Genomic DNA, 26479 nt, shown 5'->3' on the forward strand with positions numbered 1-26479 from the left:
GGGAGCTTGCGCCTGCAAATTCTGCAAGATCCGGAAGCCGGGTTGCGACTTCCGGATTTGAGGTGCGACCGGATTTTGCTTCCAGTGCAACCCCGGCCGATATTGGAGATAACCCTTGGATACCCAAGGGTTGCCCACAGCCGGCCTCAACCGATGGTCATGAGGCTGGCGTTGCCGCCCGCCGCTGCCGTATTGACGCTGAGGGAGCGCTCCGCCAGCAGGCGTTCCGGGACATAGCTGGCGCCAGCCGCGATCGCGTCGGACGTGAGGCCATGCACCGACAGAATGGCCCCCGGACGCTGCGCGATGCGCTGGTTCAGCGCCCGCAGCGCGTCGCCATCGCCTTCGAACAGCACGGCTTGATAGTCCGCCTGGTCGACCTCGTCATCGGCCAGAATGCCTGCCTGCTCCTGCTGGCTGGCGTCCAGCGACGCCAACAGCGCCTGCGCCGCCGGCGTGTCCGCGAACCAGGCATGGTTGCCGGTCAGTCTGGCGACCGACCATTGCGCCCGCGCGCCGGCTTCGGTGGCGGCCACGCAATACACCGCGCCGCGCGGCTCGACCACATAAGTATTGGTTTCGCCGGTCGGGCCCGGCAGCGCAATGCGCTGCGGCAAGGGCGCTGCCGCATCGAGGGCCGGTGGCAAGCCAGCCGGGCGCGTGCCCAGCAAGCGATACATGTAGAGCGGACCGCCGGCCTTGGGGCCGGTGCCGGACAGGCATTCGCCGCCAAAGGGCTGCACGCCCACCACAGCGCCCACGATATTGCGGTTCACGTAAACGTTGCCCGCGTGGACCTGGCCAGTCACGTGCGCAATGGTTTCATCAATGCGCGTATGCACGCCGAATGTCAGGCCATAACCGGTGCCGTTGATAGCGTCCAGCAAGGCGTCGAGCTCATCGCGCTTGTAGCGGACTACGTGCAGCACGGGGCCGAACACTTCGCGCGTCAGTTCGCTGATATGGTCGATTTCGATGATGGTGGGCGGCACGAAGGTGCCATGGCGGCATTCGCCATTCAGTTCCACCTGATCGACGCGGTGGCCCGCCGTGCGCAGCGTCTCGATGTGGCGCTGGATGCCATTGCGCGCTTCCGTGTCGATCACGGGCCCCACGTCCACGGACAGGCGGTCGGGGTTGCCCACGCTCAGTTCGCGCATCGCGCCGCGCAGCATGGTCAGCACGTGGTCGGCATTGTCTTCCTGCACGCACAGCACGCGCAGCGCCGAGCAACGCTGGCCCGCCGAATCGAACGCGGAGGTCAGCACGTCGAACACAACCTGCTCCGACAACGCCGAGGAATCCACCACCATGGCGTTCTGGCCGCCGGTCTCCGCGATCAGCGGGATGGTGTGGCCGGCGTCGTCCAGGCGGTCCGCCAGCGTGCGGGCGATGATGCGCGCGACGTCGGTGGAACCGGTAAACATCACACCGCGCACGCTCGGGCTGGCCACCAGTTGCGCGCCTACGGTTTCGCCGCGGCCCGGCAGCAGTTGCACGGCCCCGGCCGGCACGCCGGCCGCGCGCAGGATGGCGACGGCTTGCGCGGCGATCAACGGCGTCTGTTCGGCGGGCTTGGCAACCACCGTATTGCCGGCGGCCAGCGCGGCCGCCACCTGGCCCGTGAAAATGGCCAGCGGGAAATTCCAGGGGCTGATGCACAGCACAGTGCCTAGCGGGCGATGCGTATCGTTGCTGAACTCCGCCTCGGCCTGGTCCGCGTAATAACGCAGGAAGTCCACGGCCTCGCGTACTTCGGCGATGGCGTTGGGCAGCGACTTGCCGGCCTCCCGCACGATCAGGCCAAGCAAGGTCTGCATCTGCTCTTCCAGCAATTGCGCGGCACGGCGCAGGCACTGGGCGCGCTCGGTCACCGGCGTGGATTGCCAGATGGGCGCCGTATTGGCGGCGGCACGCAGCGCGGCCTCGGCCTCCGCTTCCTGTGCCTCGATCACGTGGCCCACCACGTCGCGCAGGTTGGCGGGGTTGCGAACCTCGATGGCGCGGGCGGCATCCCAAGCCCCCTCGCCTTCACCCAGCATGGGCCCGGCGCGCCACGGCATCGCGGCGCTCGCCAACAAGGCGGCGGACAGCGATCCCAGGCGATGTTCATTGCTCAGGTCCAGGCCCGCCGAATTGGGCCGCGCGCCCTCCTGCGGATTGCCATAGAGTTCCCGCGGCAGCGGAATCTTCTCGTGGGGCGCGCCCAGCGGCACGATGCGCGCGGCGGCTTCCACCGGGTCGGCCACCAGTTGCTCGACCGGGATGCTCTCGTCGCCGATCAGGTTGACGAAGGACGTGTTGGCGCCGTTTTCGAGCAAGCGGCGCACCAGGTAGGCCAGCAAGGTTTCATGCGTGCCCACCGGCGCGTAGATGCGGCACGGGCGATTGAGCTTGCCTTGGGACAACGGACCCACCACTTCGTCGTACAAGGGTTCGCCCATGCCGTGCAGGCATTGGAATTCGTACTGGCCGGGGTAGTAATTCTGGCCCGCCAGCTGGTAGATGGCCGACAGCGTGTAGGCGTTGTGCGTGGCGAACTGCGGGAACACCGCCTCCGGCGCGCCCAGCAGCTTGCGGGCGCAGGCCAGGTAGGCCACATCCGTGTAGACCTTGCGCGTGTAGACCGGATAACCTTCCAGGCCATCGACCTGGGCGCGCTTGATCTCGCTGTCCCAGTACGCGCCCTTGACCAGGCGCACCATTACGCGGTGGCGGCTGCGGCGGGCCAGGTCGATCACGTAGTCGATCACAAAGGGCGCACGCTTCTGGTAGGCCTGGATCACGAAGCCGATACCGTTCCAACCGTCCAGCTCGGGCTCGAAGCAAAGCGCCTCCAGCAGGTCCAGCGATATTTCCAGGCGGTCGGCCTCCTCGGCGTCGATATTCAGGCCGATGTCGTAGCTGCGAGCCAGCACGGTCAGCGCCTTCACGCGCGGCAGCAATTCAGCCATGACGCGCTCGCGCTGGGCGCGAGAGTAACGCGGATGCAAGGCAGATAGCTTGATCGAGATGCCCGGGCCTTCGTAGATTCCGCGACCCGCCGCGGCCTTGCCTATCGCGTGGATGGCCTGCTCGTACGACGCGTAATAGCGGTCGGCGTCCTCGGCCGTGGTCGCGGCCTCGCCCAGCATGTCGTAGGAATAGCGGAAGCCGCGTGCCTCCAACTTGCGGTTGTTGGCCAGCGCTTCGGAAATGGTCTGTCCCGACACGAACTGCTCGCCCATCATGCGCATGGCCATGTTCACGCCCTTGCGCACCAGCGGCTCGCCACCCTTGCCGATCAGGCGGGTCAGCGCCTTGGACAGCGATTGCTCGCTGCTCACGGCCACCAGCTTGCCCGTGATCATCAGCCCCCAGGTAGCGGCGTTCACGAACAGGGATTGCGAGCCGCCCATGTGCGACTTCCAGTCGCCGCGGGCGACCTTGTCGCGGATCAGCGCATCGCGCGTGGCGCGATCGGGAATGCGCAGCAGCGCCTCGGCCAGGCACATCAGCGCCACGCCTTCCTGGCTGGACAGCGAGAATTCCTGGATCAGTCCCTCTACCCCACCGCCGCTGCGCTTGCCGCGCAACTTCCTGACCAGGTCGGCGGCCATTGCGTGGATCTTTTCCAGGTTGGGCATGCGGGCCTGGCCCAGCAGCAGGGGCACGCACTCGGGCTCGGGGCGCCGATAGGCCGCGGTAATGGCCGCGCGCAACACCGACTGCGGTTGCACGTCCTGGCCGAATTCGTAGAACGGCGGCGTGGGCGTGGCATGGCCCTCGCCCGATTCGTCCTCGCCGCCTGCATCCATACCCAGATGAGACATCTCGGCAGGCAGGTGGCCGCGCTCGATCTTGTCCAGGTAGGCAAGAATCGCCTGCTTGTGCAGCCAATGAGGCGTGCAATTGAGCTTTTGCGCGGCGGCCTTCAGCCGGTCGCGGAGCGCGTCGTCGACTTTAACGCCTAGGGTCGTGCTGGCCATAAGAGATTGCTTCCTGTCGCATGGCAATGGTGATACCGGGTCCACGGGAGACCGAGCATGGGTAGGACCGTATGCTAGACAGGTTGCAACTTGGTTTGCACTATGGTTAACCCTAGGTTAACCACTTGAGATCAGGAAGGAATTTTCGCGCTAATCCTTGAGCGCCGCGCACCCCAGCATCTGGACTGCAGCCGAGCCCCCCGGCGCTTGCCCTCGGATGGCCGTAGCCATGGCGCCAGCCAGGCTGACCACCGCGCGCTGTTGCGCGGCGATGAGCGCAGGCACGCTGTCTTCCGTCACCGATTCCGTGACCACGCTGCGGCACAGCAGGCCGGACCCCTTCATATTGACCGGCCGCACACGCCAGGTTGCATCCAGCTGGGCCATGCGTCCTGGCTCCAGTTCGAAACGCTGCACGTCGGTCTGCACCCGCCAGACCGCGGCGCCCGGCCCCGGCTTGACCAGCTGCACGTCCAGCGCGCCAAGCTCGCGCTTCAACGCATCCGACAGGGCGCCGCGCAGCTCGTCGCCCAGCGGCGAGCTCCAGCGCTCGGAATAGAGCGCCGACAAGCTGCCCTCGCCAGTGCGCACCATCAACTGGGGTTGGTCCGCCTGCGTCGAGATATTGACGGGTTGCACCTCGATCAGGAAGCTGGCCGGAGCCACACTGGCGGCTGGCGCCTGAGCGGCCGGCGCTTGCAGAGTGTGGTAGTGCACCGGAGAGGAGGCGCCGCAGCCAGCCAGCGCTGCCGACAGCGCCAGCAACGACAGGACCGGGCGCAAACGGGAGACTCGCTTGCCCGCGGCACGCGTTTGCTCGGAACTCGGGCTCGCCTGGCGGGCGCAGGGGAATGGGCGTCTATTCATGGGTATCAGTTCCTGACAGGACCGGCGCCGGGGATCGGGTCTGGGCCGCGGCCGCGCAACAGGGCCTCGGGATTAGCTTGCAGGAAGTCGGCCAAGGCCCGCAGCGAACGAGCCGCGCGGCCCAGTTCCTGCATCGCCTTCTCCGTGTTGACCGGCAGAGAAGCGTCGGAGGCCAGCAGCGCATTGACCTGCGCCATGGACTCCTTGGCCTGCTTGAGCATGTTCTGCGCTTCCGGCGCGACTTGCTTGTCCAGGCGGTTCATGAGCTTGGAGGTACTGGCCAGCGTGGTGCGCAGGTCCTCGCCGATCTTGTCGAACGGTATCTTCTCGATCTTGGCAACGATATTGCTGATCTGCTGCTGCAACTGGTCCAGGTTGCCGGGCACCGTCGGGATCATGGCGGGATCCGACATCTTGAATTCGACCGGCTTGGCGTTGGGGAAATCATCCAGCGCCACATACAGCTGGCCGGTCAGGAGATTGGCGGTACGCAGCTGCGCGCGCAGGCCGTGCTTGACCATGCCGCCCAGCAGACGGCCGCCGGCAACGTCGCCGTCCTTCACGGCGCGTTCGCGGACTTCGTCGAACACGCGGCCCAGGCGCTCCGGATACAAGGTGGCGTCCACCAGCGAATAGAAGCGCTTGGCCACCGGATCGAAGTCCATGTTGATCTGGGTGACGTTGCCCAGCGTGATACCGCTGAAGTCGATGGGCGCGCCCACCGTCAAACCGCGGATTGACTGGTCAAAGCGCATGCGGATGGGGAAGGCTTCGCCGTCCGGGTTGGCCTTGGCGGCAGCCTCGGTCGCATACAGGTCGAACTGCGCGTCGGCCTGCGCCTGCTTGCCGGAATCGCGCGCGGTCAGGACGGGCTCGAATGCCACCCCGCCCACCGCCATCGACACCAGCGATTGCGTGCGCACTTTGAGTCCGTCCGCATTGACGCTGAAATCGACGCCGCTGGCGTTCCAGAAGCGCGTTCCCTGGGTAACGAATTTGTCGTTGGGCGCGTCCACGAATACTTCCACGTTCACGGCCTTGCCGGTTTCGTCGAGCGCGTAGCCGATCACGCGGCCGACGTTGATGCGCCGGAAATACACGGGGGACCCGATATCCAGGGACCCGAGGTCGGACGCCTTGAGCTTGAAACGCTTGCCGGCCCGGTCATGCGTGACGGCCGGAGGCACTTCCAGACCTTCGAAATGCAGCTTGGTCGCCTTCTTGGAACTATCCTTGCCTTCGACGGCGTCCACGCCGATATAGGCGCCCGACAGCAGTGTGCCCAGACCGGACACGCCACTCACATCCAGACGCGGGCGCACCACCCAGAAGTTGGTGCCTTCGCGCGCCAGGTCCGACACGTCCTTGGACAGCTCGGCCTGCACCACCACCTTGCTGCGGTCTTCATTGAAGCCAATGGACTTCACGGTGCCGATGTTCACGTCCTTGTAGCGCAACTGGGTCTTGCCGACTTCCAGCCCTTCGGCCGTGTTGAATGAGATGGATATGTCCGGCCCGGCCTGCATCCAGGTCCGCACGACCAGCGACAACCCCATCAGGGCCGCCACGATGGGCACCAGCCAGATCCATGAAATCCGGCTCTTCTTCTTGCGCGAGATCGCCGGTGACGCGAACTTCTCTTCACCAGATCCGGGTGCTTGCTCGGACATCTACTCTTCCTTGTTCGTGGACGGAAGCCGCGGCGCTTCCTAGCCCATTTCCTTGCCGGCAACAGGCGCCGATTGGCGCCCGCCCTCCACCGGTGGCGATTCTATTTCACTTTGTTCTTCAAGATCCCAGCTCCGGCGCAGGTCGAAACTCATGGCGGACAGCATGGTCAGGATCACGACCACGCCGAAGGCTGCTGCGCCCGCGCCGGCGCTGATCTCCATCAAGCCCTGGAAATCGGCCAAGGCCGCCAGCAATATAACGACAAAAACGTCCAGCATCGACCACTGGCCGATGAACTCCACCATTTGATACAAGCGCGTGCGCGGACGCAGGTTGGTGGTGCTGCGCCATTGCTCCGTCAAGAGCAGCAGGATAAGCGCCAATAGCTTGGTCAGGGGCACCGCCACACTGGCGATGAAGACGATCAGCGCGATATCCCAGGAGCCCATTTCCCAGAGCTCGACCACGCCACCGAGGATGGTGTGGGCGCTGTCACCCAGTACGGAACTGACCTGCATCACCGGCAATACATTGGCGGGGATGTAGAACACCACCGCCGCCAGCAACAGCGCCCAGGTGCGCGCCAGATGGTCGGGCTTGCGGTAGTGCACCTGGGCGTCGCAGCGCACGCAATGGTGTTCTTCTTCCGGATCGCCCGCGCGCGGCACCGCCTGCACCTGGCCGCAGACATGGCATCCGGTCAGCACGGTGTCGGGCCCCGCTTGCGGCACGTGCACGGGCACAACGCCCACCGACTCGGCATAACGCCACAGCACATGGGGCGACAGGCGCCCCAGCATGGTCAGCAGAATGGTAAGAATGCCGAATGCGGCCAGCCCGATGCCCGGCGCCACGGCCGCCATGCCGGCCAGCTTGACCACGGCCACCAGCACTCCCAGCAGGAATACCGGAACCATGCACCAGGGCCGCAGCACCCCCAACAGGCGCATGGCCGTGCGAAAGGCCGCGGGCTCGCGTCCGCGCGACAGCGGCCCCAGCACCCACAGCAGCACGCTCAGCTGCAACATGGGCAGCGCGAAGCCGGCCAGGCCCGTCATGACGGCCACAACCCAATGCCCTTGGCGCCAGGTAATGGAAATGGCGTCCAGCAGGGACGCTTGCTGAGTCATGCCCTGCACGGACATGGACGCGACGGGATAGGCATTGGCCACCCCGAACACGATGAGGGCGGAAATGGCGAGCGCCAGCCAATTGGACAAAGTAAGCCCGCTGTAGCGCCACAAAATGGCACCGCAGCGGGCGCAATTGGCGGTCTCTCCAGGTTCAAGCTGATGCCGGCGATAGATGCTCGCGCAGTGTTCGCACTCGATCAGCGGCTGGCGGTCCGCGGTCATTGAGTACCCTAGTCGACCAATTCGACTTCCTGCTTGTCAGGCGCATCCGACGAAGGCGGCTTGCCGTTCTCGTCGAAGTCCAGCTTGACCTTGCCCTCCTCGTCCAGGTCCACCGTCACCGTGCCGCCATCGACCAGCTTGCCGAACAGCAACTCGTCGGCCAGCGCGCGCCGGATGGTGTCTTGAATGAGGCGCTGCATGGGGCGGGCGCCCATCAGCGGATCGAACCCTTCCTTGGCGAGATGCTCGCGCAACCCCGTGGTGAAAATGGCTTCCACGCGACGCTCGTGCAGTTGGTCTTCCAGTTGCATGAGGAACTTGTCCACCACACGCAGGATGATTTCGCGGTCCAGCGGCGCGAACGGGATGATCGCGTCCAGGCGGTTGCGGAACTCGGGCGTGAACATGCGGCGGATTTCCGCCATTTCGTCGCCCACCACACGCGAATTGGCGAAACCGATGGACGGACGATTCAAGGTTTCGGCGCCCGCGTTGGTCGTCATGATCAGGATGACGTTGCGGAAATCCGCCTTGCGGCCGTTGTTGTCGGTCAGCGTGCCATGGTCCATGACCTGCAGCAGGATGTTGAACACATCCGGGTGCGCTTTTTCGATTTCATCGAGCAGCAGCACACAATGCGGCTGCTTGGTGATGGCCTCGGTCAGGAGCCCCCCCTGGTCGAAACCGACGTAGCCCGGAGGCGCGCCGATCAGGCGCGACACCGCGTGCCGTTCCATGTATTCCGACATGTCGAAACGCAGCAGTTCCACGCCCAGCGTGAACGCCAGCTGGCGCGCGACTTCGGTCTTGCCCACGCCGGTGGGGCCGGAGAACAGAAAGGCGCCGATCGGCTTTTCCGGCTTGCCCAGGCCCGAACGCGCCATCTTGATGGCGGCCGACAGGGCTTCGATGGCATTGTCCTGGCCGAAGACCACGGTCTTCAGGTCGCGGTCCAGCGTCGCCAGCTTGCTGCGGTCGTCGTTGGAGACGGACTGCGGCGGGATGCGCGCAATCTTGGACACGATGTTCTCGATGTCCACCTTGCCGATCACCTTCTTCTGGCGGGAACGCGGCAGCAAGCGCTGCGCTGCGCCGGCCTCGTCGATCACGTCGATGGCCTTGTCCGGCAGGTGGCGGTCATTGATGAAGCGGGCCGACAGTTCGGCCGCGGCTGACAATGCGGCGGACGAGTACCGCACGCTGTGGTGCTCCTCGAAGCGGCTCTTCAAGCCGCGCAGGATCTGCACCGTTTGCTCGACGCTGGGTTCGGCCACGTCGATCTTCTGGAAACGGCGCGACAGCGCATGGTCTTTTTCAAAGACGCCGCGGTACTCGGTATAGGTGGTCGCGCCGATGCACTTGAGCTGCCCGGAAGACAAGGCCGGCTTCAAGAGGTTGGACGCGTCCAGCGTGCCCCCCGACGCCGAACCGGCGCCGATCAGGGTGTGGATCTCATCGATGAACAGGATGGCGTCGGGATTGCCGCGAATCTGCTTGAGCACGCCCTTCAGGCGCTGTTCGAAATCGCCGCGGTATTTGGTGCCCGCCAGCAATGCGCCCATGTCCAGCGAATAGACCTGCGCGGCCTGCAGGATTTCCGGCACTTCGCCGCGCGTGATACGCCACGCCAAGCCTTCGGCGATTGCCGTCTTGCCCACGCCAGCCTCGCCGACCAGCAGCGGGTTGTTCTTGCGGCGGCGGCAAAGCACCTGAATCACGCGCTCGACTTCGTGCTCGCGCCCGATGAGGGGATCGATGCGTCCAGCCAGCGCGGCGGCGTTCAAATCGGTGGCGTACTGGTCCAGCGGCGACTGACGAGATTCGCCCTGTTCTTCACCATTGGTCTGCTGCTCTTTCTGCACGGCCGCGGACTCCACCTGGGGCTGTTTGGTAATGCCATGCGACAGAAAATTGACGACATCCAGCCGCGTCACCCCCTGCTGCTGCAGGTAGTACACGGCATGCGAATCCTTTTCGCCGAAAATGGCCACGAGCACGTTGGCGCCGGTGACGGGCTTCTTGCCCGTGCCTCCCGCCGATACATGCATGATGGCGCGCTGGATCACACGCTGGAAACCCAGCGTGGGCTGCGTGTCGACCTCGGCTCCGCTGGGGATGACCGGGGTGTTCTCCGAGACGAACTGGCGCAGGTTGCGGCGCAGGTCATCCAGGTTGGCAGCGCAGGCGCGCAGCACTTCAACGGCCGAAGCGTTGTCGAGCAACGCCAGCAGCAGATGCTCGACGGTAATAAATTCATGCCGGGCCGAACGGGCCTCGACGAAAGCCATATGCAGGCTGACTTCAAGCTCTTGAGAAATCACGCTTCCTCCGTAACGCATCGAAGCGGGCAAATACACGATTCATATTCTATGCCGATCATGGCGTAACGCCAGCGATTTCAAAAACCACTCTGTCGTGGCGGCCTTGCGCATCCATGACGGTAAGCGTATACCGGCCATCCATGGCCAGCACTAAATTAAACGGATGACCCGACGCGCCATGACCAACCACGCGCCCGTCGAGCATCCACCATACTTCGCCTTCTGCTCCTTGCACATCCACGTCCAGCGCCACCTGGCGTGCGCCGGGCACTGGCCGCAGCACCGAACCGGTGGCCACGCCGCCCAGGCGCAAGGGACCGCGCGAGGCATCGGCGTAGCCGGCAAACGACGGCGGCGCCGTTTCATTCAGCACCCAGGCCGCGCGCTGTTCCGGACACTCTCCGGACGGCACGCTGCCGAGCTTGTAGCCCAAGGGCCAGCATGTCACCGCCGCCTGCACCGTTTCGGGCCTGACGCGGACCTGCTGCGCGCCTTCCGGCAACGCCGACACAATATCCTGCAGTAGCGGCGCCGCCACGTTTGCCCCGAAAAATCCGGGGTTGGGCGTGCCGTCGGGACGGCCGACCCAGACGCCGATCGTCCACCTGTCGGTCACTCCGACGGCCCAGGCATCCCGGAATCCGAAACTCGTCCCGGTTTTCCAGGCCAGTTGCCGCGCCGGACTGCCCGACTGGTAAAACGGCCGGTCAGGGTGCCCGCCGCTTTCCAGGATGTCCCGGACGATCCAGGCCGCGCCAGGGCTCATCATACGGGACTCGACCCGAGGCTGCTCCGCCCGCAGGCGGGGCCGCCCGGAGACGCCACCGCGCGCCAGGGCCCGGTAAGCGCCCACCAGTTCTTCCAATGTGGTGCCACCCCCGCCCAAAATCAAGCTCAAATTGGGTTCCGCGCCGGCAGGTAAACGTAACCGCACCCCGCCGGCCAGCATGGCCGAGGCGAAACTGCTGGGTCCGACGCGATCCAGGAGGTCCACGGCCGGGACATTGAGCGAGCGCTGCAAGGCCTGGGCCACGCTGATCGGACCGGCGAAAGCCGCCTGGAAGTTCCCTGGCGCGTAACCGCCAAATGACATCGGCGCATCGATCAGCAGGCTTTCGGAGTGGATCAGGCCCTCATCGAGCGCCTGCGCATACAGGAAAGGCTTGAGCGTGGACCCCGGCGAACGCACGCCTCGCACCATGTCCACGTGGGCGGCCCGGCTCTCGTCGGAAAAATCCGCTGAGCCTGCGTAGGCCTTGACCTCCAGCGTGTCGTTGTCCATCACCAACACAGCCATCGACACCTTGGGCGGCAAGCCGTCCACCCGGTCTTGCAACATCCGTTCCACTGACGCCTGCATGTCGGCGTCCAGGGTGGACGTGATCACCGCCGGCCGTTCGCCGGGGCGCCGGCCGGCCGAGCGCTGGCTGCCCGCTTCCTGCAGCAGGCGCTGGGCGGCCAGGGGCGCCAGCCAGCGCGCCCGCAACGGCGGCGCGACCACATTCTCGATCTTCGCGTCGGCCACCTCGGCCGGCGTCCAGCGGCCGAGTTCGACCATACGGTCCAGCACCTTGTCCCGCGCGGCCTGGGCGGCGTCCGGATGCCGGTCGGGACGCAGGCGCGACGGTGCCTGCGGCAAGGCCGTCAGCATCGCCGCTTCCGCCGGACTCAGGTCCCGGGCTGGCTTGCCCAGCCACAGCCGCGAACCCATTTCCACGCCTTCCACGATGCCGCCCATGGGCGCGTGGGTCAGGTACAGCGACAGGATTTCGTCCTTGCTGTAATGCATTTCCAGCTGGATCGCGCGCCAGGCTTGCCGCAACTTCGCCGACATCGAGCGTGAAGGCTTGCCGGCCAACTCCGGATCGATAAGCCGCGCAACCTGCATGGTCAGCGTGGAACCGCCCGATACGATGCGGCGGTTGGTGGCCCACTGCCAGCCCGCGCGCGCCATCGCCACCGGGTTGACGCCCGGATGCCAGTAGAACCAGCGGTCCTCGTAGGTAAGCAGTGTTTCCAGATAGCGCTCGGACACCTGATCAGGCTTGACCGGATAGCGCCAGATGCCGTCGCGGCTGGGATAGTTGCGCAACGGCGTGCCGTCGGCGGCAACGACAACGGCCGCGCCGCCCGAATCAACGGGCGGCAAGGGGTACAGGCGGTCCAGCGTGAATAACAACGCGGCCAGCGCAAACAACGCGCTGGCCGCGAAGATTCCTCGCCGCCGCCAGCGGCGGGCGCTCGAGGCGCCCGCCACGGGGGTGGCGGCGGGGTTCAAGGACGCTTGGCGCCGCGATCGCGGATCTCTACCGTGCTCCATTGCTCGCCTACGCCCCGGATCTCAGGCCGGTACATGTCTTCGGCCACCGTCGACGGCACCGCGTAGCGGCCCGGCGTCACCACCCGCACCAGGTAGAACACGTCCACCTTGCCGCGCCCCAGCGACACAGCGGCCACATAACGGTCGTCGCGGAATTCGCGGTGCTTGATGTTGGGATCGGACATGGCTTCCGCAACGCGGCGTCCGCCGATGGTCCATTCCTGCATCTCGGGGCTTTGCGACAGGTTCAGGTTTTCGACTTCAAAACCCGCCGGCACGCGGTCCACCAGCAAGCCATCCGGGATGTTCTGGTTAGCGCTGGCCTGCACCCACACCACCAGCATGTCGCCGGTCTGCAGGCTGCCGCCATCCCATGGGCGGCCGTCCGGACGGTACCAGCCGCGCTTGAGCTGGATCACGTCATTGCGCGGCGCGGGCGCGGTGGTGGGACTGCCCTGGATGTCGTATTCGACGAACAGGGACTGGCTGCCGGTGTTCAGCAACTGCACGCCGGCCAGGTCGGCCGCCGACAGCGACACGGTCTGGTCGCTGGTGCCGCCAGCGAGCGCCTTGGTGGAACCGTTGACGGTCAACGTAGCGGACCAGGGCGTGGCCTTGTCGCCGCCCATGGCCCGGGCGGCCAGCAGCAGGGACATCTGCTCTTGCGTCGACAGGTACGAGCGGTTGCCCAGGCGCGAAGCCAACTGCGTCAGCAAGTTGTCCAGGCGCTCATGATGCAGCTCGTACTTGTTGGCAATCGCATAGGCCAGCGCGTAGTCACGCACGCTGCTGCCGTAGTCGCCCAGCCATTCGTCGTAATAGCCGGAGTTGCGGCGGGTGTTCAAACCGTACTCCCGCGCCATGGCCTGATCGAGCGCGCTCTTCATGCGCCCTTCGTCGCCCATGAGCTTGAACGCTGCCGCCAGCTGGACCAGCGGCAGCGGCGAACGGGCACGCTCCTGGTAGTTGTCGTACAGCTGGCGCACCGTGGACAGCGGCGCCTTCTTGTCGCGCGCCAGCGCCAGGGCGGCCGTGGCCAGGCCGGCAAAGCGGCGGTGATCTTCCCGCAGAATGTTGGCGTCGTTGGAATCGTAACGTCCGGATTCGACATTGCGCTTCAGGTTGGCCGACCAGGTGCCGAACGCGCCAGAGCTCTGCTGCACCTGCTCCAGCAGCCACTGACGCGAACGGTCCAGCGATGCTTCGGGCACTTCGAAACCGTTGTCGCGGGCGTCCTGCATGAAGCCGACGGCGTAGGCCGTCAGCCACACGTCGCGCGAGGACGAACTGCTCCACAGATTGTAAGAACCGACGACGTTGCGCATGCCCGCCAGGCGGCCGATCGCGCCGGCCACCTTGGCTTCGCGCTCGGCCTGCGTGCGCGGCTTGAGGCCGAACTGCTTGGCTGCGGCCTCATCGAGCATGACCCACGGCAGGGTCGCGCTGATGGTCTGCTCGGTGCAACCGTAGGGGTAGTTGAGCAGTCCTTCGACCAGGCGGTTGACGTTGATCGGCGGACGGTTCGATACCGTCATGCTGACCGTGGTCGAATCAGGGTAGTAGGAAGCCACCCAAGACGCCTGCGGCGCGTTGGTCTCGCCCGGGTTCAGGCGCAGGCGGCGCACCTGGCGCTCCGCCGCGTAGGCGGGTTGCACCTGCAGTACGGACTCGCGCACGATGCGCACGGGCTTGCCACCGCCCTGCCCGTCGACGGTCAGGCGCATCAGGCCCAGGCCGTACGAGCCCGTGGTGGTCGCAGTGAAGCGCAGCGTGGTGCGCTGCTTGTCCTTCAGGGTCACGGTCTTGACGCCGTCCACAATGCCCAACGGGTCCAGCGCTTCAAGCTTGACCGTCACCTTCTGTTCGGCGCCGCTCAGGTTGGTCACATCCAGCGCGATCGCAGCCTGGTCGCCCGGCGTAATGAAACGCGGCGTGTTCAGCTCGGCCACGATGGGCGCCGCCACCACCATTTCGGTGTCGGTGCTGCCATAGTTGTCGGGCGTGAACGCCACCGCCATCAGGCGCAGCGTGCCGTTGAAGTCGGGCAGGTCCAGCGGGATGTCCGCCTCGCCTTGCGCATTCAGCGTCACCGGGCCCGAGAACAGGTCGACCAGCTTGACCTTCTTGGGCAGGCTCTTGCTGTCGCCGCGCATGGCGGCGTCGCCGCCCCACTTCAGCTTGCCCTTGGTGCCGTCCATCTTCTCGATCAGCTTGCCGTACATGTCCAGCAATTCGGGCGCGTAGCGATGCTTGCCGAAGAAGTAATCCAGCGGGTCGGGCGTGCGGTACTGGTTGATGTTCAGGATACCGACGTCCACGGCGGACAGGGTCACCGTGGCCTGCTTGCCCTGGGCGCCGTCGACCTTGACGCGCACGGTCGTCTTGGTCTCCGGCACGGCCTTGGCGGCGGCCGTCAGCTTGACGTCCAGCTTGCGGTCGGCGCTGGCAATGGGCAGGAAGGTCAGGCCCAGCGCGCGCGCCGGCGTCACGCGATCGCCTTCGCTACCGGGACGGAACACCGCAGCCGCGATGTACAGGTCGTGACGCTTCCAGCTTTTATCAACGGGGATCTCGACCTGCGTGCCCGTCGCCTTCACGGCCACCCAGGTCGACCACAGCATGCGGTCGCCTTCGACGGTGATGAGCGCCTGGCCGTCATGCGGCGGAGTCAGGGTCAGCTTGACGGTATCGCCCGGCTTGGCCGGCACGCCTTCAAGCTTCATCTGCACGCGGTCGGGACGGTTGCCCATGGCATCGGCGTCCTGCGCGTTCCAACCCGCATAGAAGCGGTAGCGCATGGTCTGGCCGGTTTCCGGATCCGCGATTTCCAGGCGGTAACGGCCCCACTTCACCGGCACGGTCAGCTGGGCGCGGTCGTTCAGCGCGATTTCGCGCGAATCCACCAATTCCTCGGTTTCGGTATAGCCGCTGTTCCAGCCGCGTTGGTCATCGAAACGCCAGTAATACTGGCGCTCTTCGCGGTACAGGCGCATTTGCGCCTGTGCGAGCGGCGCGATCTTGCCTTGCGCATCCACGCGCAGCACTTCAAAGCCGGCGGGCGCGCCTTCGCGGGCCACGTCGCCGTCAAACTGCGGACGCACGGCGATCAGGCGATCGGCGGGCCAGACACTGCGCTCGATCGAGCGCACCACGGGGCGGCCGCCGGATTCCAGCAGGCTGGCCGACACGCGCACCTTCATGGGCGAACGCGTGCCGCTCGTGCGAGGATCGACCTCAAGTTCGCCCCGGCCCTTGTCGTCCAGAGCCGTTTCGGGCAGTTCCTCGAAGTGGCGGCGAGCATCGTCGGCAACGTCGCCGAAAATGAAGCCTGGCCATTCCTGGGGCAACGCATAACGGTCGCGCTTGACCTGGAAGCTGGACAGCAGGCGGTTGCCGGCGGCGGGCGCGCCGTAGAGATAATCGCCCTGCACGTCCACGGTCAGGGTTTCGTCCGGCGACAGCACTTCCTGTCCGGAGGTCAGCGCCATTTTCATGCGCTCGGGCAAGAATTCCTCGACCTGGAACTTCCAGGACGCGTCCGGCGCGCGCGACGCGGGGTCCACGCGCAGTTCCAGCATCCAGGTGCCCGTCTGCGCGTCCAGGGGCAGATCGATGCTGCGCTCGATGTAACCCGGCAGGTCCTTCCTGGGCTGCCACAGCGTGGTCAACACCGTGCGGCCATCGGGGCGCTTGATGGTGGCCGTCAGGGGCGACGGCGTCAGCACGCGGCCGTCCAGGTCGCGCGGCAGCACCGACACATTGAAGGTTTCGCCGGGGCGGTACAGATTTCGGCCGGCATAGACAAACAGGTTGTTGGGGCGGGAAATATGGCCGCCAGTATCGAATTCCGACAGGTCCAGGGCGGGTTCGCCCAGGGCCAGCACCGTCATTTCCTTGTCGCGCGAGGCGCGGATGACGCGCGCATTGGCGAAACTGCCGTCAAAGCGCACATGGCCTTGGCCATCCGCGGCGGCCTTGGCCAGCGACTTGCCTGCGCCGTCGACCAGTTCGAACACGGCGCCCGAGATCGCGGTGCCGCTCTTCAGGGAGACGGAATACGCCTCGATGCGGTCGCTGTAGCGGCGCGCGTGCAGACCGATGTCGCTGACGTAGAAATACGTCACCTGGTATTCGTAACGGAAACGGCCAGGCTGGCTCATCACCGCGATGTAGATGCCAGGCTCCTGCAGTTCCTTGATGCCTTCGACCGGCAAGAACGTCACATGACGGCGGTTGGGCTTATCGTCGGTAAGGAAGCGGCCTTGATAGACGCTGGTCGTCAGCGAATTCAGGCGGTCCAGGTCCCAGTTGCTGACCGAGCCTTTCAGGCTGCGATTGTCGGAATAGCGCCAACCGTCCTCTTCGCTGCCACCGTCGTCTTCTTCATCGGCGGAGGCGCTGCTGCGGCCTACGCCCAGAACTGTGTCGAACAGCTCCGGCACGCGTTCCGGCGACACGCGCAGAAACTGCACGTCCACTTCAGACACGTTCACCGTGGCCACCGGCAGGCCGCCATTCTGCCCGGCCGGCAACACCACGCCGCGGCTGGCGAAATAGAACGACGGCGGCATGGCCTGCGTATTCACCTCGCAGTTCGATGCGTCCGCCAGCTTGACCCCGGCGCCTGCGCCAGGCAGCCCGGCGCGCACCGAGATCGCGTAGGAACGCTGCGGCTGCACATAGGGGAAATAAACCATGCGGGGGTTGTCGCCCACCACCCAGTTGCCCTTCAGGATCTTGCCCTTGGGCGCCGAGTCGCCCGGCCGTACCGAGGCCGGCTGATCGCCGTTGGTGGCGGCCGATTCCGTGTCCCGATCGGTCGCGGTGCCGGTATCCGTCACCTGCAGAAAGCCGTCCAGATTGGCCTTGGCGTCTACCGGTTGCGTGAAAGTCACCGCCAGCGCCAGCGTATCGTTGTACTGGCGAGGCTGGCAGGAAAGCGCCGCGAACGGATCGGCTGCGCCAACCACGGCGCTGGCAGGCAAGGCGGGCTTGGCGTCGCCGCCGCCGCCCGCCGCAGGCGCAGGCTGCGACACGACGGCTGGCGCCGGATTGGCGGGCTGGCGTTCCTTGCCCATCCACCAGCCCACGCCGATGGCGCCGGCCAATACAACGACCCCGGCTGTCGCCAGCCAGGCCTTGCTGATCTTTCCACTCACGGTAAATCTCCCGCTCACTCAAATTCAGACGCACCGCTCCTTTGCGGCGGAGCTGCCGACCTGATCACTCCGCGCGCTTCTCCGGTGCGCGGATACTACTTTTCAAAATAACCTGACAACACAACGCCGCCATGACAGGCGGCGCATTGGATGCTGGGATTCAGACGGGTTCCATCACGCATTGCAGGGGGTGCTGGCGTGCCCGTGCGTATTGGGCTACCTGCGCGATGCGTGTCGCGGCGAGGTCCCGGGGATACACCCCGCATACTCCACGCCCTTCGTGATGCACCTGCAACATGATCCTCGTAGCCTCTTCGTGATTCTTATTGAAGAACTTTTGCAGTACTTTCACGACGAACTCCATCGGGGTGTAGTCGTCGTTCAGCAGCAGGACCTGATACATCGGAGGCGGCGCGGCGCGCGCCGGCGCCTTCTCGACGGCCAAATCATGCTGGGTATCCAAGGTAGAACTCATAGGGCCGCTATTCTATTTAAACTGGGGACGGCTAGCGTGCAACTTACGGAAAATTACACGTAGAAATGCGTAGTTTCCATACTTGACGCCGCAAAGAAAAGCGGCGCATTATCCACGCATTCTGGGGTTTTCAACGCATCGAAAATCTGCCAGGAAGCCGGAGGGGGGACAGGGGTCTAGGCCGCGATGCCCTTCGTCAACATACGATTCAATGAGGCAGTCCGCATGTCTGATACGACCGCAACCGCCGTCCAAGGGGACAATCCCAAATCGACGGGCACCGTCAAATGGTTCAACGATGCAAAGGGGTTCGGCTTCATTACGCCCGACGACGGCGGTGAAGATCTGTTCGCCCATTTTTCGTCCATCCAGATGAATGGTTTTAAAACCCTGAAAGAAGGCCAGAAAGTGGCCTTCGAGATTATTCAGGGGCCCAAAGGCAAACAGGCACTTAATATCACGGCTGCCTGAGTTACCCTTTAAAGCGCAACGGTAAGGTTGCGCCATTATTCAGGCGGGGCTTTCGGGCCCCGCCTTGTTATTTTTCATTCATTGCGCCAGGTCATGCCCAAGAACGCCGTTTTATTTCCTGTCAGCCTCACGTTGTTCAAGACAGCGTTCTTCAGAAACCTCCTGCCGAAAGCCCTGGCCGCCATTGCGCTGGCCTTGCCTGCGGTTGCCGGCGCGCAACAGACTGGCCCGCAAGCCCCTCTGCCCACTACCCAACTTTCGGCCGGCATCCATATTATCCGCGCAGAAGTCGCGAACACGGAAGCCACCCGGCGAGACGGCCTGATGTTCCGCAAGGAGCTGCCCGGCAACGACGGCATGCTCTTTGTCTTCGAACAGCCCGACGTGCAGTGCTTCTGGATGCGCAATACCATCCTGCCGCTCTCGATTGCCTTTATCGCCGACGATGGCACGATCGTCAACATCGAGGACATGGCGCCCCAGACCGAGGATCCGCATTGCGCCAAGAAGCCGGTGCGCTACGCCCTCGAAATGGCGCAGGGCTGGTTCGAGCAGCACGGAATCAAGGCCGGCAAAAAGCTGGACGGCCTGCCCTGAAGCTGGCGCCGCGCCCAGCCGGCATCACACAACAACGGAAAGGGAGCCACGAAGGCTCCCTTTTTCGTTCCTGCGAGGAACGGACCGCAAGCGGCCTGCCGCCTCGGGCGATTACACGCGCTCGATGATCAGCGCGATGCCCTGGCCCACGCCGATGCACATGGTGCACAGCGCATAGCGGCCGCCGGTGCGGTGCAACTGGTTGATCGCGGTGGTAGCCAGACGCGCGCCGCTGGCGCCCAGCGGGTGACCCAGGGCGATCGCGCCGCCATTGGGATTTACGCGCGGGTCGTTGTCGGCAATGCCCAACTGGCGCAGCACGGCCAAGCCCTGGGCGGCGAACGCCTCGTTCAGCTCGATAACGTCCATTTGCTCCAGCTTCAGGCCGGTCTGCGCCAGCACTTTCAGCGTGGCCGGCGCCGGGCCGATGCCCATGATGCGCGGAGCAACGCCGGCGGTGGCCATGCCGACCACGCGGGCGCGCGGGGTCAGGCCGTGACGGGCGGCACCTTTTTCGTCGGCCAGCAGCAGCGCAGCGGCGCCGTCGTTCACGCCCGAAGCATTGCCTGCCGTGACGGTACCGCCTTCGCGGACCACGCCCTTCAGCTTGGCCAGCGATTCCAGGCTGGTTTCACGCGGGTGCTCGTCCTTGCTGACGACGATGGGATCGCCCTTTTTCTGGGCGATCGACACCGGCACGATCTCGGCGTCGAAAAAGCCTTCCTGCTGCGCGCGCGCGGTCTTCTGCTGGCTGGCCAGCGCAAACAAGTCCTGGTCTTCGCGGTTGATCTTGAAATCGTCGGCAACGTTCTCGGCCGTTTCGGGCATCGAATCCACGCCGTACTGCGCTTTCATCAGTTTGTTGATGAAACGCCAGCCGATGGTGGTGTCGTAGATGGCGGCGCTGCGCGAGAACGCGCTGTCAGCCTTGCCCATGACGAAAGGCGCGCGGCTCATGCTTTCCACGCCGCCAGCCAGCATCAGGCCGGCTTCACCCGCGCGGATGGCGCGCGCAGCACTGCCGATGGCGTCCAGCCCCGAACCGCACAGGCGGTTGACGGTGGCGCCGGGCACTTCGATCGGCAAGCCGGCCAACAGCGTCGCCATGCGGGCCACGTTACGGTTGTCTTCACCGGCCTGGTTGGCGCAACCCATGATCGCGTCGTCCAGTTCTTCCCAGCGCACGCCGGGATTGCGTGCCACCAGCGCCTTGATGGCTACGGCAGCGAGATCGTCGGGGCGCACGGAAGCCAGCGCGCCGCCGTAGCGGCCGAAGGGGGTGCGGATCGCATCACAGATATAAGCATGCACGGTCATGGGAAGCTCGAAGTAAGTGAGAAAAAACCGGATCGGCCGATCTTAACGCAGCGCTTTCGCGCCAAGTTGGTGCACTTGCGGGATGTCCGCCCCACGGACAGTGTCCAATGGCTGTTCACCCTAAGCGTGCCCCCAGGCACCGCGACGGGGCACGCGGCCGGGATCAGGCCGCGGGCGGTCTGGCGGCGCGCGCCGCGTCCACGATGGCCTGCCTGCGGAAACGCCCCGCGGCCAGGTGATAGAACGGTTGCGGGCAGAACTGGCGCGACACGCCAGAGGCCAGCAAGGATCCGACCAGCAGCCAGAACAGCATGGGCTGGCTGCCCGTCATTTCCATCACCACCACGCTGGCGGTAAGCGGCGCCTGGGTCGCGGCAGCCAGGAAAGCGGCCATGGAAATCAATACCAGCACGCGGTGGTCGACGCCCTCTCCCGCCAGTTGCCAGATGTGATGGCCGATGCCCGCCCCGGTGGTCAGGGCCGGCGTGAAGATACCTCCAGGAATGCCGGCCCAATAGGAGGCGACGGTCGCGGCCAGCTTGGCCAAGCCGAAGCTGGCCGGCGCCGTATCCTTCCCTGACAGCAGGTCCGCCGCCACGCCATAGCCCGTGCCATAGACGCTGCCGGCCGTGGACAAGCCGATCACCGCCAGGATCAGCCCCATGATGAAGGCCGTCCAGATCGGATGCGCGCGGATCCAGGCACGCCAGGACAGCGGAGCGCTGCCGGCCGCCCCTTTGCCGAGCAAGCGGGCGAAAATGCCGCCCAACGCGCCATTGAGGGCGGCGCAAATGGTCACCCACATCACCATGCCATGGGTGAGCGGCGCGCCGCCAAATACGCCGAAATACGGGTTGTTGCCCACCACGGCCACAACCAGGAAGCCCGAGGCCAACACCCCGATCAGGACCAGCCGCTGCCAACGCAACACCGTACCCCTGCCCAGCTCCTCGATTGCGAAGATGACGCCGGCCAGCGGCGCATTGAAAGCGGCGGCCAGGCCGCCCGCGGCGCCGGCGGCGATCAGCTCATTGGCATGAAAACCGCGCAGCTGCACGCCGCGCCGCTTCCAGAAGTCGCCCCAGGCCAGCATGAGGGCGGCGCCCACCTGGACCGACGGCCCCTCGCGGCCAATCGATGCACCCGCCAGCATGCCGAAGAAAGCAAGGGGAATCTTCCAGAGGGTCTGCCCCAAGGCGACCAGGCTGTTCTGGCTGGGGCCCGGCGGCAGCGACAAGGCGCCAATGACCTGGGGAATGCCGCTGCCAGAGGCGTTTGGTGCAAAACGCAGGGTCAGCCAACGCAAGGCAGCCAGGCTCAGGGGCAGGACCAGCAGAGCCAGCCAGCCGTTGTAGGCCACCCACTCCCGATTCCACTCCAGCGCCTTGTCGGCCAGATAGGCAAAGCCCAGCGACATCAACGCCACCAGGCCAGCGCCCCCGAGCAGCAGTCCCATCTGCACGCTCTTGCGCGACAGGCGATTGATCTGGCGCACCTTGCGATGCGCCCATCGGCGCGGGCCGGCCAAAAGCCGGCGTAGAGGGTCGGGCAGGTTCATGGGCAGGAGCCGGCGCGGTTGAAAGTGGCTAACCTTACCATTCGCTCCTGACCAACAGCCCAAAGCGCAGGATCAGAACGTCGACCAGTCGTCGTCCGAAGCTTGCGCCAGCGCGGGGCGCGCCACGGCGACCGCGGGCTTGCGCGGCGGCGCGGGCACAGCCTGCACCAGGCGGGCCTGGGCTTCGCGGGCAGATCCGCCGCCTGCCTCCACCTTGAAGCGGCGCACTTCCTGGGCCAGGCGGGTAGCCTGTTCCTGCATGCTGGCGGCCGCCGCGGCCGCCTCTTCCACCAGCGCCGCGTTCTGCTGGGTCACCGTGTCCATCTGCGCCACGGCCTGGTTGACCTGGCCGATGCCGGCGGACTGCTCTTCCGAAGCGCTGGCGATTTCCCGCACCAGCGTGGCGACCTGACGCACACTGTCCACCACTTCGCGCATGGTCCGGCCTGCCTCATCGACCTGGCGCGTGCCGCCCTCGACGCGGGTAACCGACTCGTCGATCAAGGCCTTGATTTCCTTCGCGGCCACGGCCGAGCGCTGCGCCAGCGTGCGCACTTCGCCCGCGACCACGGCAAAGCCGCGGCCCTGCTCGCCCGCCCGCGCCGCTTCCACGGCGGCGTTGAGCGCCAGGATGTTGGTCTGGAATGCTATGCCGTCGATCACGCCGGTAATTTCCGCAATGCGCCGCGAACTGTCGGAAATCGCGCTCATGGTTTGCACCACGCCCTCCACGACCTCACCCCCGCGGACTGCCACGGTGGAGGCTTGATTGACCAGGCGGTCAGCCTCGCTGGCGTTGTTGGCGTTTTGCTGCACGGTGCTGGTCAGCTGCTCCATCGACGCGGCGGTTTCCTCCAGGGACGAAGCCTGCTCTTCGGTGCGCTGCGACAGATCGGCGTTGCCCTGTGCGATTTGCGACGAGGCCGAAGCGATGCTCTCGCAACCGTCACGCACGTCCTTGACGATACGCGCCAGGCTTTCGTTCATGGTCTTGAGCGCCCCCATCAGGTCGCCGGTTTCGTCGCGCGTGGCAACCTGGATGTCGGTCGTCAGGTCGCCAGCCGCAACCTGGCGCGCGGCCGTCACCGCCTGTTCCAGCGGACGCACGATGCCGCGCGTCACCAGCCAGCCCAGCAGCATGCCGACCGCCACGCCGATCACCGCAAGCAGGATCATGACTGCGCGCAGCGTTTCATACAGGTCCGTGCCGTTCTGCACCGTTTGTGCGGCGACGTCTTCCTTGGCCTTGGCCAGGGTCGTCATCAGGTCGTCCAGCTTCTGCGACGAGGCGATCACGCGCGCCTCGATCTCGGCCACGCGCGGATCGGCCTGGGTCAGCGGACGGGCCTGGGCGGCGGCGAAGAATGCGGCGGATTCGCGCTTCCAGACCTGCTCGGTCTCGGTGAACTGCGCCAGCAGGCGCTTGCCCTCTTCAGAATAGAAATTGGCTGCGGCCTTTTCACGCAGGCCGTCCATGTTGGCGACGGCGTCGTCGAACTGCTTGCGCAGCGCCTGCCGCTCCTGATCGGTGGATGCGGCCAGATAGCCGTTGCGGGCCCGGCCCGCGTAGATCAGGTTGATATTGGCTTCCTTGATGTCCGAGATGCCACGCAGCTCGGTGTCGTACAGCCGGTCGTTCATTTCATTGATGCGCGCCAGACCCCAGACACCGAAGGCCCCGATCGCACCGCCTATTACCGCCACCAGCAAAAACGCGCCTGACAGGCGCGCGCCGATGCGCAAACCCGAAAAAAACCGCAACATGCTTCCCTTCCCTGTAATTACCACGGTTTATGGCGGGCATGCCGCAGTCGTGAACCCCGTGGTTCAGTCGCAGACCGGCGCCAACGATAGTTGTTGGAAAACCTAGGGATTACCCGAAAGAAAAGGCGGTTTACACGTTATTTCGCCGCAATGAATTCGACAATCGACAGGGATTTCGAAAGCTGAATTTTTGCTGAACAAAAAGAAAACCCCAGGCTTGCGCATGGGGTTTGCAGCAGGCCGCGGCGCAATGCCGCGGCGGGCCTGAATTCGCCTATCAGGCGAAGTTCTTGGCAGCGAATTCCCAGTTCACCAGGGCCCAGAAGTTTTCCAGGTACTTGGGACGGGCATTGCGGTAGTCGATGTAGTAGGCGTGTTCCCACACATCACAGGTGAGCAGCGGCTTGTCGGCCGTGGTCAGCGGGGTGGCGGCGTTGCTGGTGTTGACGATGTCGACCGAGCCGTCGGCCTTCTTGACCAGCCAGGTCCAGCCCGAACCGAAGTTGCCGGCGGCCGACTTGTTGAAGGCTTCCTTGAAAGCGTCGAAGCTGCCCCACTTGGCGTTGATGGCGTCAGCCAGCTTGCCGGTCGGAGCGCCGCCGGCCTTGGGAGCCAGGCTGTTCCAGTAGAACGTGTGGTTCCAGACCTGAGCGGCGTTGTTGAAAATGCCACCCGAGGACTTCTTCACGATGTCTTCCAGCGACAACGTTTCGAATTCCGTGCCCGGGATCAGGTTGTTCAGGTTCGTGACGTAGGTCTGGTGATGCTTGCCGTAGTGGAACTCCAGCGTTTCCTTGGAGATGTGCGGAGCCAGTGCGTCCAGTTCGTAAGGCAGGGGGGGAAGAGTATGTGCCATGTGAGGTTCCTTCTGTTGAGTGCACGATCAAGCCGTTCAATTGTATCGGCAACTACTGAGGATACCGCGTTAACCCCGCGCTCGCGCGGGGTTAAGGGACGCATGTGCTTATGACTCGACGCATCTGCTCATGAGCGCCGCGCGCCACGCGGCGGCAGGGGCTCAGGAGGCTTCGCGCGTATCTCGGGTGCGCGTGACGGCGACTTCCGCGCCGCCTTGCGCAAAGCTCAGGTCCAGCGCCTGCCCCGCCGTCAACGCGGCCGCATCACGCACGATGCGGCCCTGATCGTCGCGAGCGATCGCATACCCGCGGGCCAGCGTATTGCCCGGGTCCAGCGCGCGCAATTGCGCGGTGGCGGAGGCCAGGCGGTTGCGCCGCTGCACCAGCAGCCGCGCATGCGCCTGCCCCAACTGACGCGCAGCGCCCGCCAGGCGGTCCGCGGCGCGGCCGGTATCGGGCGCGCGATGCGCCAGACGCTGGGCCAACAGGTTGACGCGGGCACCGCGGCGCTCTTGCGGGCCGGCCCAGGCCGTGGCCAGACGGAAGCGCAGGCTGTTCAGGCGTTCACGCTGATGTTCCAGGCGCTGGGCCGGCGACACCAGTTGCGCCGCCGCGCGGTCCAGCCGTTGCGCGGCGCGCTCGAGGCGGCGTTGCTGGCCGCGCGCCAGGGATTGGGACGCCTGCATGACGCGGCCCAACAACTCGGAACGCGGCACGCAAGCCAATTCGGCAGCCGCCGTCGGCGTCGGCGCGCGTACGTCGGCGACGAAATCGGCGATGGTGAAATCCGTTTCGTGCCCCACCCCGCTGATGACCGGAATCTCACTGGCCGCGACCTCGCGGGCCAGCGCCTCGTCGTTGAAACTCCAGAGATCCTCGATGCTGCCGCCGCCGCGCACCAGCAGCAGCGTGTCGACCTCGGCGCGCTGATTGGCTATGCGCACCTGGGCAGCTAGCCGGCCCGCGGCGTCCGCTCCCTGCACCGGCGCCGGGTAGATGATGACGGGCACCTGGGGCGCGCGGCGCGCCAACGCGGACAGCACGTCGCGCAGCGCCGCGGCATGCAGCGACGTGACCACCCCGATCGCCCGCGGCAGATGCACGGGTTCCCGTTTGCGGGCGGGATCGAACAGGCCTTCGGAAGCCAGCTGCTCCTTCAGGCGCAGGAAGGCCTCGTACAGATTGCCTAGTCCTGCCCGCCGCATGGCGTCAGCCTGTAGTTGATAGTCGCCGCGAGGCTCGTACAAGGACACCCGCGCCCGGATTTCGACCTGGTCGCCCGCTCGCGGCAGGAAACCCACCGAACTGGCGCGGCTCCTGAACATGACTGCGCGCACGGAAGCCCGGCTGTCCTTGAGTGTGAAGTACCAATGCCCGGAAGCCGCCGCCGTGAAGTTGGAAATCTCTCCGCGCACCCACAATGCCGGGATGCTGCGCTCCAACAACTGCCCCACCGCTTGGTTCAACTGGGCAACCGTCAGGATATCCCGCGCAAATACGTTGTTTGTGACCGTAGATTCAATTGTCATGGGGCTTTCCGATGCGTACCTGTCCACAGGGACCGCGTAGCGGGCCGCCATCATACCGCGTCCCAGCATATTTGCCGCAACCGGCCCGAAAGCCAGCAAATTAGAATTAACTTATTGATTTTTATGGGTATTTATTAAAATCGGAGCTGCTCGCAATTGAAGCAAACAAGTGCAAGCCCTGTGCCTGCAAGCCTTCCCGGGAAGTTTTGCACAGAATTATCCACAAGATCTGTGGATAGATTGGGGGTCG

Annotated in this window: 15 protein-coding genes; 2 read left to right on the forward strand and 13 right to left on the reverse strand. The window is 65.3% G+C overall.

Annotation, left to right across the window (positions count from 1 at the left end):
• Positions 1-146: 146 nt before the first annotated feature.
• The 8 genes from putA to clpS all read right to left on the reverse strand — a co-directional run bounded on the left by putA (position 147) and on the right by clpS (position 18136).
• A complete protein-coding gene (gene putA, locus VCS63_RS17180) occupies positions 147-3968 on the reverse strand; it encodes a trifunctional transcriptional regulator/proline dehydrogenase/L-glutamate gamma-semialdehyde dehydrogenase (RefSeq protein ID WP_323880488.1) in 3822 nt (1273 codons plus the stop codon).
• 150 nt (positions 3969-4118) lie between these two features.
• Positions 4119-4835: a PqiC family protein gene (locus tag VCS63_RS17185; protein WP_082900617.1), complete on the reverse strand. Its 717-nt coding sequence runs from the start codon at positions 4833-4835 to the stop codon at positions 4119-4121.
• 5 nt (positions 4836-4840) lie between these two features.
• Positions 4841-6505, reverse strand: coding sequence for an intermembrane transport protein PqiB (locus VCS63_RS17190; RefSeq protein WP_042794192.1), 1665 nt, complete (start codon positions 6503-6505; stop codon positions 4841-4843).
• Between the two features lie 39 nt (positions 6506-6544).
• A complete protein-coding gene (locus tag VCS63_RS17195) occupies positions 6545-7861 on the reverse strand; it encodes a paraquat-inducible protein A (RefSeq protein ID WP_063642373.1) in 1317 nt (438 codons plus the stop codon).
• Positions 7862-7869: 8 nt separating this feature from the next.
• Positions 7870-10182 carry an ATP-dependent Clp protease ATP-binding subunit ClpA gene (clpA, locus tag VCS63_RS17200; protein ID WP_063642516.1) on the reverse strand — a complete coding sequence of 771 codons (2313 nt, stop codon included), beginning with the start codon at positions 10180-10182 and terminating at the stop codon, positions 7870-7872.
• Between the two features lie 55 nt (positions 10183-10237).
• Positions 10238-12460, reverse strand: a complete 2223-nt coding sequence (pbpC, locus tag VCS63_RS17205; RefSeq protein ID WP_112965835.1) for a penicillin-binding protein 1C — start codon at positions 12458-12460, stop codon at positions 10238-10240.
• Positions 12457-17661, reverse strand: a complete 5205-nt coding sequence (locus VCS63_RS17210; RefSeq protein ID WP_416379199.1) for an alpha-2-macroglobulin family protein — start codon at positions 17659-17661, stop codon at positions 12457-12459. Before VCS63_RS17210 ends, pbpC begins: the two co-directional genes overlap by 4 nt.
• A gap of 160 nt (positions 17662-17821) precedes the next feature.
• The gene (clpS, locus tag VCS63_RS17215; RefSeq protein ID WP_006383989.1) at positions 17822-18136 is read right to left on the reverse strand and encodes an ATP-dependent Clp protease adapter ClpS; all 315 of its coding nucleotides are present in this window, start codon (positions 18134-18136) and stop codon (positions 17822-17824) included.
• A gap of 225 nt (positions 18137-18361) precedes the next feature.
• On the opposite strand from clpS, the gene VCS63_RS17220 reads away from it, so the two are divergent.
• Together VCS63_RS17220 and VCS63_RS17225 are read left to right on the forward strand one after the other, a co-directional pair.
• Entirely contained in the window at positions 18362-18607 is a 246-nt protein-coding gene (locus VCS63_RS17220; RefSeq protein WP_006220277.1) for a cold-shock protein, read from the forward strand.
• 93 nt (positions 18608-18700) lie between these two features.
• Positions 18701-19204 carry a DUF192 domain-containing protein gene (locus VCS63_RS17225; RefSeq protein WP_042794194.1) on the forward strand — a complete coding sequence of 168 codons (504 nt, stop codon included), beginning with the start codon at positions 18701-18703 and terminating at the stop codon, positions 19202-19204.
• Positions 19205-19315: 111 nt separating this feature from the next.
• Here VCS63_RS17225 and pcaF read toward each other — a convergent pair whose 3' ends face one another.
• From pcaF to xseA, 5 genes are all read right to left on the reverse strand, one after another.
• Positions 19316-20521, reverse strand: coding sequence for a 3-oxoadipyl-CoA thiolase (gene pcaF, locus VCS63_RS17230; protein ID WP_063642370.1), 1206 nt, complete (start codon positions 20519-20521; stop codon positions 19316-19318).
• Between the two features lie 163 nt (positions 20522-20684).
• Entirely contained in the window at positions 20685-22079 is a 1395-nt protein-coding gene (locus tag VCS63_RS17235) for a chloride channel protein (RefSeq protein WP_323880493.1), read from the reverse strand.
• A gap of 72 nt (positions 22080-22151) precedes the next feature.
• Positions 22152-23843 carry a methyl-accepting chemotaxis protein gene (locus VCS63_RS17240; protein ID WP_323880495.1) on the reverse strand — a complete coding sequence of 564 codons (1692 nt, stop codon included), beginning with the start codon at positions 23841-23843 and terminating at the stop codon, positions 22152-22154.
• A 277-nt stretch (positions 23844-24120) separates the two neighbouring features.
• Positions 24121-24699, reverse strand: a complete 579-nt coding sequence (gene sodB / locus VCS63_RS17245; RefSeq protein ID WP_042794197.1) for a superoxide dismutase [Fe] — start codon at positions 24697-24699, stop codon at positions 24121-24123.
• A gap of 162 nt (positions 24700-24861) precedes the next feature.
• The gene (xseA, locus tag VCS63_RS17250) at positions 24862-26229 is read right to left on the reverse strand and encodes an exodeoxyribonuclease VII large subunit (RefSeq protein ID WP_112965839.1); all 1368 of its coding nucleotides are present in this window, start codon (positions 26227-26229) and stop codon (positions 24862-24864) included.
• Between the last annotated feature and the right edge of the window lie 250 nt (positions 26230-26479).

It is taken from the genome of Achromobacter sp. D10 (assembly GCF_035282245.1).
In the GTDB taxonomy this organism is placed as follows: Bacteria; Pseudomonadota; Gammaproteobacteria; order Burkholderiales; family Burkholderiaceae_B; genus Achromobacter; species Achromobacter insolitus.

Excerpts from the sequence above, each read along its gene's own strand:
- VCS63_RS17240 (WP_323880495.1), bottom strand. The coding sequence starts at position 23,843 with ATGTTGCGGTTTTTTTCGGGTTTGCGCATCGGCGCGCGCCTGTCAGGC.
- putA (WP_323880488.1), bottom strand. The coding sequence starts at position 3,968 with ATGGCCAGCACGACCCTAGGCGTTAAAGTCGACGACGCGCTCCGCGAC.
- xseA (WP_112965839.1), bottom strand. The coding sequence starts at position 26,229 with ATGACAATTGAATCTACGGTCACAAACAACGTATTTGCGCGGGATATC.
- sodB (WP_042794197.1), bottom strand. The coding sequence starts at position 24,699 with ATGGCACATACTCTTCCCCCCCTGCCTTACGAACTGGACGCACTGGCT.
- pcaF (WP_063642370.1), bottom strand. The coding sequence starts at position 20,521 with ATGACCGTGCATGCTTATATCTGTGATGCGATCCGCACCCCCTTCGGC.
- VCS63_RS17190 (WP_042794192.1), bottom strand. The coding sequence starts at position 6,505 with ATGTCCGAGCAAGCACCCGGATCTGGTGAAGAGAAGTTCGCGTCACCG.
- clpS (WP_006383989.1), bottom strand. The coding sequence starts at position 18,136 with ATGAGTTCTACCTTGGATACCCAGCATGATTTGGCCGTCGAGAAGGCG.
- VCS63_RS17225 (WP_042794194.1), top strand. The coding sequence starts at position 18,701 with ATGCCCAAGAACGCCGTTTTATTTCCTGTCAGCCTCACGTTGTTCAAG.
- VCS63_RS17220 (WP_006220277.1), top strand. The coding sequence starts at position 18,362 with ATGTCTGATACGACCGCAACCGCCGTCCAAGGGGACAATCCCAAATCG.
- VCS63_RS17185 (WP_082900617.1), bottom strand. The coding sequence starts at position 4,835 with ATGAATAGACGCCCATTCCCCTGCGCCCGCCAGGCGAGCCCGAGTTCC.
- VCS63_RS17195 (WP_063642373.1), bottom strand. The coding sequence starts at position 7,861 with ATGACCGCGGACCGCCAGCCGCTGATCGAGTGCGAACACTGCGCGAGC.
- VCS63_RS17235 (WP_323880493.1), bottom strand. The coding sequence starts at position 22,079 with ATGAACCTGCCCGACCCTCTACGCCGGCTTTTGGCCGGCCCGCGCCGA.